Origin of the sequence: Paenibacillus sp. FSL L8-0333 (genome assembly GCF_037965665.1) — a bacterium.
Lineage (GTDB): Bacteria > Bacillota > Bacilli > Paenibacillales > Paenibacillaceae > Paenibacillus_AQ > Paenibacillus_AQ odorifer.
Genome location: NZ_CP150186.1, coordinates 4145653 through 4163257 on the forward strand (window position 1 = coordinate 4145653; position 17605 = coordinate 4163257).

14 protein-coding genes are annotated in these 17605 nt (G+C 44.8%); all 14 read right to left on the reverse strand.

Features of this window, described 5'->3' with window-relative positions; all coding sequences use genetic code 11:
- Positions 1-13 precede the first annotated feature (13 nt).
- The 14 genes from infB to tsf all read right to left on the reverse strand — a co-directional run bounded on the left by infB (position 14) and on the right by tsf (position 17573).
- On the reverse strand, positions 14-2674 hold the full coding sequence (infB, locus tag NYE72_RS18445; protein WP_339210194.1) for a translation initiation factor IF-2: 2661 nt from the start codon (positions 2672-2674) through the stop codon (positions 14-16).
- Positions 2667-2990 carry a YlxQ family RNA-binding protein gene (locus NYE72_RS18450; protein WP_036688466.1) on the reverse strand — a complete coding sequence of 108 codons (324 nt, stop codon included), beginning with the start codon at positions 2988-2990 and terminating at the stop codon, positions 2667-2669. The genes infB and NYE72_RS18450 overlap by 8 nt, the downstream gene beginning before the upstream one ends.
- The gene (locus NYE72_RS18455; RefSeq protein ID WP_036688467.1) at positions 2983-3291 is read right to left on the reverse strand and encodes a YlxR family protein; all 309 of its coding nucleotides are present in this window, start codon (positions 3289-3291) and stop codon (positions 2983-2985) included. Before NYE72_RS18455 ends, NYE72_RS18450 begins: the two co-directional genes overlap by 8 nt.
- A 28-nt stretch (positions 3292-3319) precedes the next feature.
- Positions 3320-4417 (reverse strand): transcription termination factor NusA, encoded by a 1098-nt coding sequence (nusA, locus tag NYE72_RS18460; RefSeq protein ID WP_036688470.1) that lies wholly within the window; start codon positions 4415-4417, stop codon positions 3320-3322.
- A gap of 26 nt (positions 4418-4443) precedes the next feature.
- Positions 4444-4911, reverse strand: coding sequence for a ribosome maturation factor RimP (gene rimP, locus NYE72_RS18465; RefSeq protein ID WP_036688473.1), 468 nt, complete (start codon positions 4909-4911; stop codon positions 4444-4446).
- Positions 4912-5110: 199 nt separating this feature from the next.
- Complete coding sequence (locus NYE72_RS18470; protein ID WP_339210196.1) at positions 5111-9439, reverse strand: PolC-type DNA polymerase III; 4329 nt, start codon at positions 9437-9439, stop codon at positions 5111-5113.
- A 269-nt stretch (positions 9440-9708) separates the two neighbouring features.
- Positions 9709-11157 (reverse strand): proline--tRNA ligase, encoded by a 1449-nt coding sequence (gene proS / locus NYE72_RS18475; protein WP_036688477.1) that lies wholly within the window; start codon positions 11155-11157, stop codon positions 9709-9711.
- 25 nt (positions 11158-11182) lie between these two features.
- Positions 11183-12457 carry an RIP metalloprotease RseP gene (gene rseP, locus NYE72_RS18480; protein ID WP_036688480.1) on the reverse strand — a complete coding sequence of 425 codons (1275 nt, stop codon included), beginning with the start codon at positions 12455-12457 and terminating at the stop codon, positions 11183-11185.
- A gap of 247 nt (positions 12458-12704) precedes the next feature.
- Entirely contained in the window at positions 12705-13844 is a 1140-nt protein-coding gene (locus NYE72_RS18485) for a 1-deoxy-D-xylulose-5-phosphate reductoisomerase (RefSeq protein WP_339210198.1), read from the reverse strand.
- Between the two features lie 23 nt (positions 13845-13867).
- Complete coding sequence (locus NYE72_RS18490; RefSeq protein WP_076100390.1) at positions 13868-14671, reverse strand: phosphatidate cytidylyltransferase; 804 nt, start codon at positions 14669-14671, stop codon at positions 13868-13870.
- A 20-nt stretch (positions 14672-14691) separates the two neighbouring features.
- The gene (locus NYE72_RS18495; RefSeq protein WP_036688488.1) at positions 14692-15459 is read right to left on the reverse strand and encodes an isoprenyl transferase; all 768 of its coding nucleotides are present in this window, start codon (positions 15457-15459) and stop codon (positions 14692-14694) included.
- 78 nt (positions 15460-15537) lie between these two features.
- Positions 15538-16092, reverse strand: a complete 555-nt coding sequence (frr, locus tag NYE72_RS18500) for a ribosome recycling factor (protein ID WP_036688489.1) — start codon at positions 16090-16092, stop codon at positions 15538-15540.
- A complete protein-coding gene (gene pyrH, locus NYE72_RS18505; protein WP_036688491.1) occupies positions 16092-16820 on the reverse strand; it encodes a UMP kinase in 729 nt (242 codons plus the stop codon). The genes frr and pyrH overlap by 1 nt, the downstream gene beginning before the upstream one ends.
- A 102-nt stretch (positions 16821-16922) precedes the next feature.
- Positions 16923-17573, reverse strand: a complete 651-nt coding sequence (gene tsf / locus NYE72_RS18510) for a translation elongation factor Ts (protein WP_036688492.1) — start codon at positions 17571-17573, stop codon at positions 16923-16925.
- Between the last annotated feature and the right edge of the window lie 32 nt (positions 17574-17605).

Genomic DNA, 17605 nt, shown 5'->3' on the forward strand with positions numbered 1-17605 from the left:
TTCACCTCTTCGCTTAGCGCTCTACAGTTTCCATAAGAAACGCTTCGATAATGTCGCCCTCTTGGACGTCATTATAGCGTTCCAAAGTTATGCCACATTCATAACCTTGCGCCACTTCTTTGGCATCATCTTTGAAACGTTTCAAAGTATCAACCTTACCAGTGAACACTACGATTCCGCTACGGATCAAGCGCATTTCAGCATTACGGGTAATTTTACCGGAAGTAACCATACATCCTGCAATGGTACCCACTTTGCTGATTTTGAACACGCTGCGAACTTCGGCGTGACCGATAACATTCTCTTTATAGATAGGATCGAGCATACCTTTCATGGCACTTTCGATTTCTTCAATTACGTTGTAGATAATGTTGTGCAGACGAACATCTACTTTTTCTTGCTCAGCAGCTGTTTTGGTCTGTGCGTCTGGACGAACGTTAAAGCCGATAACGATAGCATTAGATGCTGCTGCAAGCGTAATATCGGATTCAGTAATCGCACCAGCACCGCTGTGAATGATCTTCACGCGTACGCCTTCTACTTCGATCTTAGCCAAGGAACCTTTAAGCGCCTCAACTGAACCTTGTACGTCAGCTTTGATAATCACGTTAAGGTCTTTGATCTCGCCATCTTTAATGTGCTGGAACAGATCATCCAAAGTTACACGGGTGTTCGTATTCAGCTCAGATTGACGTTGGGAAGTGGAACGTCTATCAGCAATCGCACGGGCTTTACGCTCGTCTTCGAATGCCATAAACGGATCGCCAGCTTGTGGCACCTCAGTCAAACCAGTAATTTCTACTGGAGTAGATGGTCCAGCTTCTTTAATCTTACGACCTTTATCATTGACCATCGCACGTACACGTCCGAAGCAGTTACCTGCTACAAAGGCATCGCCGACTTTCAACGTACCGTTCTGAACGAGTATACGAGCAACTGGTCCACGGGATTTATCAAGCTCAGCTTCTATAACAGTACCGCGTGCCCTTTTGTCAGGGTTCGCTTTGTACTCATTCACTTCAGCTACGAGCAGGATCATTTCCAGCAGTTCTTCCAAGTTAATACGTTGTTTCGCAGAGAGGTTAACGAAGATGGTATCTCCACCCCACTCTTCAGGAACAAGTTCATAACTTGTAAGCTCTTGCTTCACCTTATCAGGATCTGCGCCCGGCTTGTCGATTTTATTAACAGCGACAATAATCGGAAGTCCAGCAGCCTTAGCGTGTGCAATAGCTTCAACGGTCTGAGGCATAACACCGTCATCAGCAGCAACTACGATAATTGTCATATCCGTAACCTGTGCACCACGAGCACGCATAGCAGTAAATGCTTCGTGACCAGGTGTATCAAGGAACGTGATTTTCTTTTGATTGATTTCGACTTGATAAGCACCGATGTGCTGAGTGATTCCGCCGGCTTCGCCTAGAGTCACATTTGTCGAACGAATAGCATCAAGCAGTGTAGTTTTACCATGGTCAACGTGACCCATAATAGTAACTACTGGAGGACGAGTCTGAAGATCCTCTTCATTGTCATTCTCTTCCACTGTTTCGAAGCTGTCCTCATCAACAGGAATCTTCACTTCTACTTCTACGCCAAATTCAGCAGCGAGTAGCAAAATGGTGTCGATATCAAGTTCTTGGTTGATGGTAGCCATAACACCCATTGAAATCAGCTTTTTGATTACTTCAGAAGCATCCTTGTGAAGCAATTTCGCTGTTTCACCAACGGTCATGCTGCCACGAACGATGATTTTCTTAGGTGTGTTATCGATCTTCTCGCGGTGTACCATTGGCTGGTTCTTGCCACGACCATTCTTACCACCACGACCGCGGTAGTTACCACCTTTACCATCATCAAAACGTCTTTGATTATTATTCGGTCTGCCACCAGTTGTGTTCTTTTTAGGACCTCTGTCATCACCGCGTGTGAAACCTCCGCCTGTGCCAGATTGACCTTGTGGACGGCTGTCAGTGCGTGGTGCACTGTTTTGTCCTTGCGGACGGCTGCCACTTGTGTTGCTTCCTTGTGGACGGCTTCCACCGGTGTTGCTGCCTTGTGGGCGGCTACCACCAGTATTGCTGCCTTGCGGACGGCTGCCACCGGTATTGCTACCTTGTGGACGGTTGCCGCCAGTATTACTGCCTTGCGGACGGCTGCCACCGGTATTGCTACCTTGTGGGCGATTGCCGCCGGTAGTGCTGCTTTGCGGGCGGCTGCTACTAGTACTGCTAGTACTGTTAGTACGTGGAGCACCGCTTTGTTGCGGACGTGCATTCTGCGTTGAACCTGTTTGTGTTCTGCGGGAATCTTGTCCGCTTTGGGGCCTTGGGGACGTCGTCGATTGGTTGTTGTTTTGGTTACTGTTCATACCTACCTGCTTTTCCTGTTGATTTTTGTTGGCATTCTGAGCACTTTGAGGTTCGGCTGTTACCGCACCGGTTGTTACCGGCCGGCTGCTGGTGCCGGTATCCCGCTTGGCTGCAGCGTTTGATTTGATATCCTTAAAGAACTGTTCAACTTTGTTCACGGATCCATTCTCCATGACACTCATATGATTATTCACGGGGACATTCAAACGCTTCAGAATAGTAATAATTTCTTTACTGCTCATGTTTAGTGACTTTGCGTATTCGTACACGCGCAATTTATCTTTGTTCTCTTCTTTAGTCAATAAATCCACCTCCGACAGTATCTCCGAGTTGCTTGGAGATCATTTCCGCGAATCCTTTATCCGTAATGGCCAGTACTACACGCTGGTCTTTACCAATACTTGCACCGAGTTCATCCCGGTGAAATGCGATTACTAGTGGAATATCGTAAGTTCCGCATTTATCACGGAACTTTTTTTGGGTATTATCTGAAGCGTCACCTGCCAGAACGACCAGCTTCGCCTCTGAAGACCGTACAGCTTTGAGTACAGCCTCGTCACCGGTGACTATCTTGCCTGCTCTCATGGCAAGCCCTAAATAAGAAAGCGCCTTACTCATTATCCTCACTATCCTTTGCTGCTAGGAACTGCTCTTCCACGGATGTAAACTCCCGGGCTAGCTGGGCGTAGATTTCAGGACTCACTTGACATTTCAATGCACGGTCAAGTGCTTTGTTCTTTTGTGCCAGCTGAAAGCATTCAAGCTTGCCGCATATGTAAGCACCACGGCCTGACTTCTTACCCGTCAGATCAATCAGTACTTCACCTTCAGGCGTTCTTACCACACGAATCAGCTCTTTTTTAGGCATCATCTCTTGGGTAGCAACGCATTTACGCAGCGGCACCTTTTTTTGTTTCATACCAAACGCCTCCCGTCAAGCAGGTTAATTAATCTATGGAGACGGAATCCTGATGCATTTCATCAATAGAAGATTTCGGTCTGCCGTATTCCTGCTCCGCTTGAGTTTCACTCTTGATATCAATCTTCCAGCCGGTAAGTTTAGCGGCAAGACGTGCATTTTGCCCTTTAATACCGATAGCCAGTGATAATTGATAGTCAGGAACGATAACTCTCGCCATCTTCTCCGCTTCAAAGACTTGAACTTCAAGAACCTTGGAAGGGCTTAGTGCATTCGCAACATATTCCTGCACCAGATCAGAATAACGGACGATATCGATCTTCTCACCGCGAAGCTCAGTAACGATGGTCTGAACGCGTGTGCCTCTTGGACCTACGCAAGAACCAACGGGATCTACTTCTGGATTGCGGGAATACACAGCAATCTTCGAGCGGAAGCCAGCTTCACGAGCTACAGAACGAATCTCAACTACACCGTCAAATATTTCAGGAACTTCAAGCTCGAACAGACGCTTCAGTAATCCAGGATGACTGCGGGAGAGCATAATCTGCGGACCTTTTGTTGTATTCTCAACTTTTGTGATATAAGCCTTGATGCGTTCGCTTTGTTTGAACTTTTCACCTGGCATCAATTCGCTAAGCGGAAGAACCGCTTCGATTTTACCAAGATCAATGTAAATGTTCCGCATATCTTGACGTTGAACTAGTCCAGTAACGATATCATCTTCTTTGTCGATAAAAGCATTATAGATAAGTCCACGCTCTGCTTCGCGAATCCGTTGAGTTACAACCTGCTTAGCAGTCTGTGCGGCAATACGTCCAAAATCACGCGGTGTCACTTCAAGCTCAGCGATATCTTCCAGCTGGAAATGCGGGTTAATTTCTCTGGCTGCCGGCAATGAGATTTCAGTCCTTGTATCCAGGACCTCCTCAACAATTAACTTGCGGGCAAACACTTTAATGACACCTGTATTGCGATTCATGTCAACACGCACGTTCTGTGCTGCATTGAAATTACGTTTATAACTAGAGATCAGCGCCGCTTCAATCGCTTCAAACAGCACATCTTTACTGATGCCTCTCTCCCTCTCCAGCTCATTCATTGCTTCAATAAACTCCATACTCATGAATTTCCGGCCCCCCTTTCAAGACGTTAAAAAATAATGGCCAATCTCGCACTTGCGACCTTGGCGTACGGTACTGCATGTTCTTTTTTGCCCGCGGAGATGAGCAGTTCCTCGTTCTCGAACGAGAGCAAACGACCTTCAAATTCTTTGAGTCCTTGAATCGGCTCATAAACAGTCACATACACGTCCTTACCTACCGCTTTAGCTACATCCGCAGCTTTTTTGAGAGGACGCTCTGCTCCCGGCGAGGAAACCTCAAGGAAATATGCCTCAGGAATAGGATCATTCTCATCTAACTTCTGACTGAAATATTCGCTAATGATCCCGCAGTCATCAATATCAATGCCGCCTTCTTTATCTACGAATATACGCAGAAACCAATTGGAGCCTTCCTTCACGTATTCAACGTCCACCAGTTCGAAACCATTGTCGTCGAGATAGGGCCCGAGCATCTGCTCTACCGTTTGTTTAATTTTAGATTTGGGTGTGCTCAAAAGAAAATTACCTCCACGAACTTGTCTTTTGCTATATACCAAAGATAAAGAGTGGGTTTCCCCACTCTTTACACAACGGACTTATCTCATTATTACCAAAGAAATTATACCATAGGGAAACTGGACTGACAAGTGCTAGCCCTTGACTCCCCCTTTGGAGCACTCTTTTCTAGCCATGAAATAAGTGTTGTTAAAGCCTTTAAAATAGGGAAAGTTGATTGCTTTCCGGTAAGCCGCGGAAGCAGCCCATGCCAGTCAGCAGCTCAATAACCGTCTTACTTGCCTTTGATTTCTGCTGGAAATCTTCAATAGACAGGAACTCTCCAGCATCTTTCGCAGCAGCTATGTTGATAGCAGCATTCTCACCAATTCCCGCTAATGCGGAAAACGGAGGAATCAAACTCTTGTCATCAACAATAAACTTATTCGCTTCTGAGCGGTAAAGATCAATGTTTTTGAATGTAAACCCACGTGCCGTCATCTCCAAAGCCATCTCAAGGACAGGCAACATAGCCTTTTCCTTAGGCAAAGCTTGAAATCCTTTTTGCTCAATTTCTACGATCTGACGGCTGATGGCTTCATACCCCTTACAGCACAATTCAATATCAAAATCTGCCGCACGTACAGAGAAATAAGTCGCATAATATTCAATAGGATGATACAGCTTGAAGTAGGCGGTACGTACTGCAGAAATTACGTATGCAGCAGCATGCGCCTTCGGGAACATGTATTGAATCTTCAGACAAGAATCAATATACCATTGTGGGACCTTGCACTTTTTCATTTCCTCGATCCATTCGTCAGACAAACCTTTACCTTTACGAACACTCTCGGTAATTTTAAAGGCCAAGCTCGCATCCATTCCCGCTTTATAAATTAAGAAGAGCATGATGTCATCACGACAACCGATAACGGTCTTAATGTTACACGTGTTATTCTTTATAAGCTCTTGAGCGTTACCAAGCCAAACTCCAGTACCATGAGACAAACCTGATATTTGCAGTAAGTCAGCAAAGCTGGACGGCTTCGACTCAATAAGCATTTGACGTACGAACTTGGTCCCCATTTCGGGCACACCATAGGTCGCAACCGGTGATCTGATTTCGTCAGGTCTCACTCCAAGTGCATCTGTAGAGTTAAACATGCTCATAACTTTCGGATCATTCATCGGGATAGAAGTTGGATCCACACCTGTCAAATCCTGAAGCATCCGCATCATCGTCGGATCATCATGACCCAGAATATCAAGCTTCAGCAAATTCGCGTCAAAGGCGTGATAATCAAAGTGCGTGGTCTTCCATTCAGCATTGACATCATCCGCCGGGAATTGTACTGGCGTAATATCTTCTACCTCCATATAGTCTGGAACAACGACTATACCACCCGGATGCTGTCCCGTACTACGTTTAACACCTGTACAGCCAGCCGCCAGACGGCCAACTTCAGCTCCACGCCAACGTTTCTGGTGAAGTTCTTCGTATTTTTTTGCAAATCCAAAGGCTGTCTTCTCAGCTACGGTACCAATCGTTCCGGCACGGAATACATTTTTCTCACCAAACATTTCTTTGGTAAAGTTATGTGCATTCGGCTGATATTCCCCTGAGAAGTTCAAGTCGATATCGGGAACTTTATCCCCTTTAAATCCAAGGAAGGTCTCGAACGGAATATCCTGGCCTTCACCTTTGAGCTTCTGACCGCAATCCGGACAGACTTTATCTGGTAAATCGAATCCGCTCCGCACACTACCGTCCAGGAACCATTCACTATGGCGACACTCGGGATCTAGGCAAATATAATGCGCAGGCAACGGATTAACTTCTGAAATCCCAAGAAATGTAGCGACTACAGAAGAACCTACGGAACCCCGCGAGCCTACGAGATACCCATCCTGATTTGATTTTTTTACGAGACGTTCAGAAATCAAATAGTTGGCAGAGAACCCGTATTTAATAATCGGTGCAAGCTCTTTCTCCAAACGGGCAATAACTACTTCAGGCAGCTCTTCACCGTAAATGGATTTGGCTGTATTGTAGCAGGTCTCGCGAATTTCTTCGTCCGCCCCGTCAATAATTGGTGTAAATAGCTTATCTGGAAATAGCTCCAGTTCTTCAAAACGCTCCGCCAGCTCAACTGTATTTGTGACAACGACTTCCATCGCTTTTTCAGCACCGAGAAATTCGAATTCAGACAGCATTTCATCCGTTGTGCGGAAGTGTGCATCCGGTTTGCGTTGGTCTTTAAGCGGACTAAAGCCTGTGATCCCATTAATCGTAATATCACGATACAGCTTGTCCCGGGGTTCAAGATAATGCACATTCCCCGTTGCGATAACAGGTTTATTTAACTGTTCCCCTATTTCGCAAACCTTGCGGACTACATCGCGAAGCTCATCAGGGCCTGCTACAAAACCCTTGTCCACCAAGTGCATGTACATGGTCAATGGCTGAATCTCCAGCACATCATAAAAATGAGCAACCTCCATGGCTTCCTCAGTCGTTTTGTTGAGTACTGCTTCAAAAAACTCTCCACGTTCACAACCGGAAATCACTAGCAGTCCATCTCTATGCTCTTCCAGCTTGGATTTTGGAATACAAGGTACACGTTTGAAATATTCCGTATGTGACATGGAAATGAGCTTATAAAGATTTTTTTTGCCTATTTGATTAAGTGCATAAATATTACAGTGGAACGGTCTTGTGTTCGAAAGATCATTACCCACATAATCGTTTAGCCGATCAAGGCGGGTCATGCCCTTCATCTTTTCAGCATCTGCGAGCAATCCTGTTAATATACCGCCGAGTGCTATGGTATCATCAATCGCACGGTGATGGCTTTCCAGAAGAACTTTATATTTATCGGCTAATGTGTTCAGCCTGTGATTCTTCATGCTTGGATATAGTAAGCGAGCGAGCTCAAGCGTATCAAGAGATGGATTCGGAAGATCAGGTTCACCTATTTTACGTAACGAGGCCTGAATAAAACCCATATCAAACCTGGCGTTATGAGCTACAAGGATACTGTCACCCACAAATTCAACAAACTTACGCAGTACTGGTTCAAGATCAGGAGCATCCTTAACCATTTCATCCGTAATATTGGTCAATTGCTGAATATGATAAGGGATTTTCTCATGCGGATTAACAAAAGTAGAATAACGGTCTACTTCTTTGCCTTCGCACATTTTAATGGCCGCCAGCTCCGTAATATTATTGCGGGTAATCGATAAACCCGTGGTTTCTATATCAAACACTACATAGGTAGCTGTCTTCAAGTCCAAAGGCTGAGCATTCTCGACAATATTCACAGAGTCATTCACAACATTAGCTTCCACACCATAAATCATTTTTATCTTATGCTTATGAGCTGCATGGTTTGCATCAGGAAAAGCCTGAACGCCACCATGATCAGAAATAGCAATCGCAGGATGACCCCACTGGGCAGCTGTTTTGACATAGGTAGTGATCGGAGTGACCGCATCCATCGTACTCATCGTAGTGTGAAGGTGGAATTCCACCCGTTTCTTAGGAGCAGTATCTTTACGTGCAGGCGGTGCCTTAACTTCCGTTAAATCCGAAGGGATCATCACGAGCTCAGGAATCTGCATAAAACGGTCATATTCTACTTTTCCGCGTGCTCTTACCCATTTGCCATTAGCTAGCTGACTCATAACCTTCAGATCATCTTTAGTCTTCGCGAACATCTTCATTTGTAGAGAATCCGTAAAATCGGTCAGACTGAAAGTGAACAAGGTACTGCCATTGCGAAGCTCCTTACGATCCAGACCAAAAATGGTACCCTGAATTGTAATTTTCTTCTCTTCATCTTGAATTTCAAGAATCGGCACAGCCTGTTCCTTAATTTCATACCCCACTTGAAGCTTAATTACTTCATTAGGATCGCTATCATCAGCAGGAGCTTCTGTTTCAACAGCAGTCATCATCTGCTCAACAATCTCGCGTTGTTCTTGCTGAAGCTTTTGCTGAAATTCTTCGAATGCTTCAACATTATTATTTTCGTTCTCCGCCATTAGTAATTTAACTTTTAAGGAGAGACCGAAATACTTATCATAAAATTTAATAATTGCTCCATCGATGCCTTTTTTGCGAGCCAGCTCCATCGAAGTGGAATCACTCATCGTTAACATTAAAGTATCCTCTTTAAGCTCCTGTGAGGAGCGGGTCAGCCAGCCGTTTACCGATGGAATCTCCCGATGCACCCACTCCAGAAACAGTCCCCAATATTCTTGGACAAGCTCCGCTCTACTAACCTTCTCATCATATAGGAACAAAAAGCTTACTTTAGCTATATGCTGTAGCTTCTCCCGCATTCTAAGGCTAAATGTCCGATATACCTGTGCTGGAACCAGACTTTCTTTCGTAATAACGATTTGCCAGTCCCGGTTGCCGCGACTGATCTCAACACGTTCTATATACCCGTCTAAAAAGTAGGGATCCATGATTGCAGGCGGAATTTCACCCTGCTTCATCAAGAGCTCGAACCTTTTTCTTCTCTCCTGGTTTTGTTCCATGCTTTCCTCCCACCTTTAATAACCCAGTTAAAACTATCCATGATATACAGTGAAAGTACAATATGATAAGAAGAAACGATGTTGTCGCCTTTTAAAGACGATAACTGTTTCTCGTAAAAATATAAGGATAATTTATAGCGAATTCCTATAAATTCTTATATTTTAAAAAGCTTCTGGTTTCAAAAAGCATTGGGTTCTTACGGCCCGCCGACTCCTCTCTCCAGAAGCTAAATTAAAATACTACAAGACTGTTGATCGGTGCCTAAAGATTAATATGCCTTTGCAAAAACCACAGTATGCTTGGCTGGTTGGCCACAGCAAATGCAGACTTGCTTAGTCTCCGCTGGATCAAAAGGAATATTGCGGCTACCCGCACCTGTCTCTTCCTTAACTTTGGACTCGCATTCTTCGGAACCACACCATCCAGCTAGAGCAAATCCACGTTTTTCATCCATCGAAGCCTTCATTTCCTCCAAGGAATCCACAGAATAGAAGTGGTCCTCGCGGAATTTCAGGGCACGTTCGAACATTTCGTTGTGAACCTGTTCAAGCATTGTTTGAACCTCTTCTACGAGGTTCTCCTGTTGAATAACCTTCTTCTCACCGGTGACACGTGAGACGAGAACGCAGACGCCATTCTCCATGTCGCGTGGTCCAAGCTCCAAACGTACTGGCACTCCACGCATTTCATATTCATTAAACTTCCAGCCTGGAGTAACATCTGAACGATCATCCACACGTACACGAACGCCAGCATTCTTCAATTCCTTGAACAGCTCGTCCGTCCGCCCAATCACAGCTTCGCGGGTCTTAGGAGGTCCGATAGGAATCATAATAACTTGCGTTGGAGCTACCTTAGGCGGCAGAACAAGACCGCGGTCATCTCCATGTACCATAATCAAGGAGCCAATCAAGCGAGTGGTTGAGCCCCATGAAGTAGTGTGTACATACTCCAAATTATTGTCACGGCTTAAATATTGAATCTCAAAAGCTGTGGCAAACTTGGTGCCGAGGTAATGTGAAGTAGCAGCCTGAACAGCGCGTCCATCCTTCATCATCGCTTCAATAGAATACGTATCTACCGCACCGGCAAAACGCTCGGAAGGTGTCTTTTGTCCAGTAATAACCGGAATGGCAAGATAGGTCTCGACAAAATCACGGTAGTTATCCAGCATCCGCATAGTTTCTTCACGAGCTTCCGCTTCATTCTCATGCGCGGTATGCCCTTCTTGCCAAAGAAACTCAGTCGTGCGGATAAATGGTAATGTACGTTTCTCCCAACGAACCACGTTCGCCCATTGATTGATAAGTACAGGAAGGTCACGATAAGATTGAATCCATTTAGAGTACATGTGGCCGAACATGGTCTCTGAAGTAGGACGAACTGCGAGACGTTCCTCAAGTACGTCACCACCCGCTTCTGTTACCCATGGCAGCTCTGGATTAAAGCCTTCAATATGATCCTTTTCCTTCTGAAAGAAACTCTCTGGAATGAACACTGGAAAATAAGCGTTTCGATGCCCAGTTTCCTTGAGGCGACGGTTCATTTCCTCCTGAATATGCTCCCATATTTCATAGCCTTCTGGCTTAAATACAATACAGCCACGAACAGGAGAGTAATCCATCAAGTCTCCTTTTTTAATAACATCAATATACCAGCGTGAGAAATCCTCGCTTTGCGGCGTGATTTCCGTAACGAATTGTTTATCTTTAGCCATGTAATGGAATGCCTCCCGAAGAAAATTAGCCGCTGATCAAACGTAAAATATCATTATACGTAACAGCAATCATTAATAAAAATAGCAGTGCAAAACCTACAAAGTGAACCATGCCTTCATGACCCGGATCCACAGGTTTGCCACGCAGTGCCTCAACACCTAGGAATGCCAGACGGCTTCCATCGAGTGCCGGAATCGGCAAGAGGTTAAATATCCCCAGATATAGACTCAAAATAGCGGCCCAGTATGTAAGATACTGAATACCTTGTTGAGCAATTTGACCGGTTACCTCAAACGTACGAACCGGACCTCCAATATCATCCATATTGAATTTATTGATCAATTGTTTAAAGCCCAAAAAGATAGCTTCTGTCGTATCGACCATAGCTTTTCCTGAACCTGTTATCGTCTCGCCAAAACCAGCTTTACGAGTAGGTAGCTCAGGAGTGATGCCTATTTTACCGCCTTCTTGTCCTTCCATACTACGAGGAACTAGCTTAACATTAAGGGTTTCTTCTCCCCGTTGCAGCGTCCAGTTCATTTCTTTACCTTTGGACTCCGAGGTCAAGCTAATCATTTTTTGGTAATCAGCACCGATTTTCTCACCATTGATGGAGACAATGATATCGCCCTTTTGGAGTCCTGCTTCTTGCGCTGGCATTCCTTCGGAGACGTCGCCAATCTTAACAAAAGTAGGATTTTCAACTTGAATCCCGACCATTTGCAAATGAATGGCGAAGAGTACAAAGGCTAACAGAAAGTTCATCACAGGACCCGCAACGATAGCCAACGCACGCTGACCCACGGTCTTGCTACCGAATTGACGATCTTTAGGTGCAATTTGTGTCTGTTGCGTCCCTTTAATCATCATCGCTTGCGGATGAACATCATAAGTAGTAACTTCTCCGTCCACATCTAAGGTAATCTGCAATTTATCTTCGAGATCGGTACTCAGCGCCTCACCACGGATAACATTTCTACGGGTGTCTAGTGCATCCAGATAAATGTTTTTAACTTTATTGTCTTGTCCGAGCCTTACCGCAATGGTCTGTCCAGAACCAATCTCGACAATCTCAGGATCTTCACCAGCCATGCGGGCATAACCGCCAAAAGGCAGTAAGCGAAGAGTGAACTGAGTCTCATTCCGTTTATAAGAAAACAGTTTCGGACCGAAACCGATAGCAAATTCCCTCACGAGAATACCGGCGCGTTTGGCAAAATAATAGTGACCCCATTCGTGTACAGTCACAAGTACAAAAAACATGAGCACCGTTAAAAAAACGACCTGAACCATTTCCAAACGTATCATCCCCCTTTAGGTGTAAGACCGAAGTATGTCCTCTTAATTTATCATTATTCTCCGATCAGGCACAAGAGAATCAACTGTCCCAACCTATTTTTAGGGCAAAGTAAGTATTTCCAGTCAAGCAATAACGCCATCAGTGTTCCTTAAGGAGACGGTACGCGTTTACGCGAGAAATATAAGGATAATGTATAAAGTGAAACTTATACTTTCTTATATTTTTAAAAGGAGATCTTTCTACGTTCTACAGCGTAGCTGCCAGCTCTCGAACACGTCTATCACAGGATTCAATTTGTTCCAGATTCGGATTATGCTCGTTATTATGACAATCTAGCACTTCTCCGATAATCTCCTCAATACGCAGGAACGAGATCTCATGACTTAAGAATCGAGCAACTGCTATTTCGTTCGCAGCGTTGAAAGCAGTAGTCGCCGTTCCACCAGCTTTTCCGCAATCTATCGCTAGCTTCAGTGCAGGGTAACGTTCAAAGTCCATTTCACGGAATGTCAAACGTCCTATCTCAGCTAACGACAAACGCTGTGCCGGAGATTCCCAACGATCTGGATAAGTAAGTGCATATTGAATCGGGACACGCATATCGGGATTGCCAAGCTGGGCAATAATACTGCTGTCACGGAATTCAACATAAGAGTGAATGATGCTCTCCGGGTGCAGCAGCACCTTCACTTGTTCATACGGAAGACCGAATAACCAATGAGCTTCAATAACCTCTAAGCCCTTGTTCACCATTGTAGCAGAATCTATCGTTATTTTCGCGCCCATGCTCCAATTCGGATGACGAAGCGCATCTTCTACCGTCACATCCTTAAGCTGATCACGCGTAAAGTCACGGAATGAGCCGCCGGATGCTGTTAAAGTGATGTAGGCAATATCTGAGATATTCTCGCCATTGAGACATTGATAAATAGCTGAATGCTCACTATCAATCGGCAACAGCTTAACTCCCTTACGATTAGCAAGATCAGTGACCAAATGTCCGGCCGTTACTAATGTCTCCTTATTGGCGAGTCCAATATGTTTGCCGGCTTCAATTGCCGCTAGTGTTGATTGAAGCCCTACGCTTCCCATAACAGCCGTTACGACCATTTCGGCATCGCCGCCAGCCGCCACTTCAACAAGCCCTTCATTCCCGCTGTAAAGCTCTATACCAGAAGGTAGGCTGGATCTAATCTCATCTGCCAGCTCTTTCGTTGCCACAGAGACTCTACGCGGGTTAAAACGACGAACTTGCTCCAGTAATAATGCTGTATTTGTTCCGGCCGCCAAGCCATCTACTTCAAAAGAGTCTGGGTGCATTGCGATGACATCTAGAGTCTGAGTGCCGATCGAACCCGTCGAACCTAGAACACTTATTTTTTTCATAGTTATACTCTCTCTCCCTTCGTTTAATAGTAAGGCATAAGCATTACAATATGTACGAATGGAAATACGATAATCCAGCTGTCACATCGATCAAGAATACCGCCATGCCCTGGCAAAAGTGTACCTGAGTCTTTAATGCCATACGCACGTTTATAAGCTGACTGCACAAGATCTCCAAGCTGTCCTAATATCGCACAAGAAAGCCCAATAAGCAATGCTCGTCCTATCGCCAAGTGTTCAGGAGCAAGCAGCGCAAACACGATAGAAATAAGCATCGAGATCAGTACCCCGCCAACAGCACCTTCCACCGTTTTGTTAGGACTGATGGCCGGCCAGAGCTTGTTCTTGCCAAAGCTTCTGCCTACAAAATATGCCCCCGCATCACTGCCCCAAATGCAGAACAGGAGCAAAAAAGTCCAGAACAAACCATGTCCGTCATCCGATGCACGAGCCTCGGCCATATAAGAGAAGCCCATTCCAATGTATACAATACCAGTAAACAGCAAGGCTGTTACTCGAATATCTAATTTATTTTTAGTGAAAACGGTGACCAGAAGGAACAATAACAGCAGAATCCAAATCCCTTGCTCCCAGGACAGCGGCTCAGAAACACCAAGCAAATTCCATGGGATCATGAAGCTTAGAATAGCTGCGTAACCCAGAAAAGTAGTACCGGAAAGCGTAGGAATACCTATCATTTTGACAAATTCATAAAAACCTATAAGAGCCATAGCAATAAGCAGAACCTGATACGGCCAGTTTCCCAGTACACATAACCCTAAAAATAATACTCCGGCAACAATTCCGGTAATCAATCGCTGCTTCAAAGGTTCCATCTCCTAACAAGCTACTTCAGTCCACCATAACGGCGTGTTCGTCGTTGATATTCAGCAACGGCCTGATGCAAATGCTCTTTGTCGAACTCAGGCCAGTACACATCAGTAAACCACAATTCACTATAGGCAATCTGCCATAACATAAAATTGCTAAGCCGAATTTCTCCACTTGTTCGTATCAACAAATCAGGATCGGGTAAACCAGCAGTTAATAGTCTGTTGTTAATCAACTCTGATGTAATTTCTTCTGGCGACAATATACCAGCTTGGATATCTTTCCCTAAACTGCGCATACAGCCTTCTATTTCATTGCGTCCACCATAGTTAAGAGCAAAATTCAAGATCAATCCAGTATTCTCTTTTGTTCGAGCTACCGCCTCTTCCATAGCCTTACGGGTATATGAAGGTAAAGCGTCAGCGTCACCCATCATGCGTACTTGAACATTCTTCTCGATTAGCTCATCAAGCTCAATCGCCAGAAACTCCCCAGGCAAACGCATCAAGTAATCGACTTCTTCTTTCGGGCGTATCCAGTTTTCTGTCGAGAACGCATACATCGTTAAGTATTTAATACCTAATTCGTCTGCAGCGATCGTAGCACGTTTGACAGCCTTCATGCCGTTCTGATGACCCATAACGCGCGGTAAGCCGCGCCGTTTAGCCCAGCGTCCATTACCATCCATAATCACAGCCACATGCCGGGGAATGTTATCCGGTGAAATCTCGACTGACTGTTGCCTGTCTTTACGGCTCAGCCACGCTTGAATCCGTTTGATCATTTCCGTTTCCTCCAAGCTCTTATCAGAAAGAGACAAACCCCACCATTAACGGAGGGGCCTTAAGTCTCTTGAATATCATTAAACTTCCATAATCTCTTTTTCTTTGGAGACAAGCACTTTGTCAACTTCGGCTATGAACTTATCCGTTGTTTTTTGAATGTCTTCCTGATGGCCACGGGACTCATCTTCAGAGATACCGTTTTTCTCCATCTTTTTAATATCATCGTTGGCATCACGGCGAATGTTGCGGATCGCTACTTTCGCTTCTTCACCAAACTTCTTAGTCAGCTTAACCAAGTCCGTCCGACGCTCTTCAGTCAGCGGAGGGATAGAAAGACGAATAATGGTGCCGTCATTGGCTGGCGTCAATCCGATATCGGATTTCATGATCGCCCGTTCAATATCAGACATCGATGTTTTGTCCCACGGCTGAATCAACAGTGTCCGGGAATCCGGAGTACTTATGTTGGCCAGCTGATTAATTGGAGTAGGTGCTCCGTAATATTCAACTTGAATACGATCGAGAAGCGATGTTGTTGCACGTCCTGCACGTAATGTTGCCAAGTCACGTTTCAGCGATGAAATCGCTTTGTCCATACGCTCTTCGGCATTTTTTTTGACCGATTGTGGCATTAATCTACACTCCCTTTAACAATCGTTCCGATCTTCTCACCGAGAACGACACGTTTGATATTGCCTTGTTCTGTAATGGCGAATACAATGAGCGGTATATTGTTATCCATGCATAAAGATGAAGCTGTTGAATCCATAACACCGAGGTTTTTATTCAGAACATCCATATAAGTAAGCTGTTCGAATTTCTCAGCTGTACTATCTTTGAACGGATCAGCAGAATATACTCCGTCAACCTTATTTTTCGCCATCAGAATAACTTCTGCTTCGATCTCTGCCGCTCTAAGTGCTGCAGTAGTATCTGTTGAGAAGAATGGGTTACCTGTGCCTGCTGCAAAAATAACAACCCGGCCCTTCTCCAAGTGGCGAATCGCACGACGACGAATATATGGTTCAGCAATTTGCTGCATCGAGATCGAAGTCTGCACTCTTGTTGGCACATCAATTTGCTCTAATGCGTCCTGAAGAGCAAGTGAGTTCATTACTGTTGCCAGCATGCCCATATAATCTGCAGTAGCGCGATCTATGCCGCTTGCGCTGCCCGCGATCCCGCGCCAAATGTTACCCCCGCCACAAACAATTGCAACCTGAACGCCAAGTTCTACAACTTCCTTGATCTGTTCAGCGATGGAAATAATCATGTCGGCATCAATACCATATCCGTTTTGTCCTGCCAAAGACTCTCCACTTACCTTAAGGACTACTCTCTTAAATACCGGCTGTTCCAAATGTATACCCTCACTTTCTGCAAAAGACGGAACACTACGTGTACGTGTTCCGCTCTTCTGATGCTTGCCTTTATTCAATTCTTCATATTTATGATGAAGCTATTATTGATTAACTTGTGCCATAACTTCTTCAACAAAGTTATCCACTTTCTTTTCCAAACCTTCGCCTAGTTCAAAACGAGCAAAACGACGGATCGAGATGTTTTCTCCGATTGTGCTGATTTTTTCATTCAACAATTGGGAGATTGTTTTGTCTGGGTCTTTAACGAAAGTTTGCTCAAGCAAGCAATATTCTTCGTAATATTTACCAATACGTCCTTCAACCATTTTTTCAATGATTTTCTCAGGCTTACCTTCGTTCAAAGCTTGAGCTTTCAGGATTTCTTTTTCTTTTTCAACATCTTCTTGTGGTACTTCTTCACGACGAACATAACGAGGGTTTGCTGCAGCGATTTGCATAGCGATATCGCGAGCAAATTCCTTGAAGGAATCTGTTTTACCAACAAAGTCAGTTTCGCAGTTGATTTCTACAAGCACACCAATGCGGCCGCCAGCGTGGATGTAAGATTCTACAACGCCTTCAGTAGCAATACGTCCTGCTTTGTTTGCTGCTGCGGACAGACCTTTTTCACGAAGCAATTCTGCTGCTTTAGTAATATCGTTATTAGCTTCTTCAAGCGCTTTTTTACAATCAAGCATACCAGCGCCTGTTCTTTCACGAAGTTCTTTTACTGCTTTTGCATCAACTGCCATTGTTTATTCCCTCCAGGTAATTGTCGTTTTCT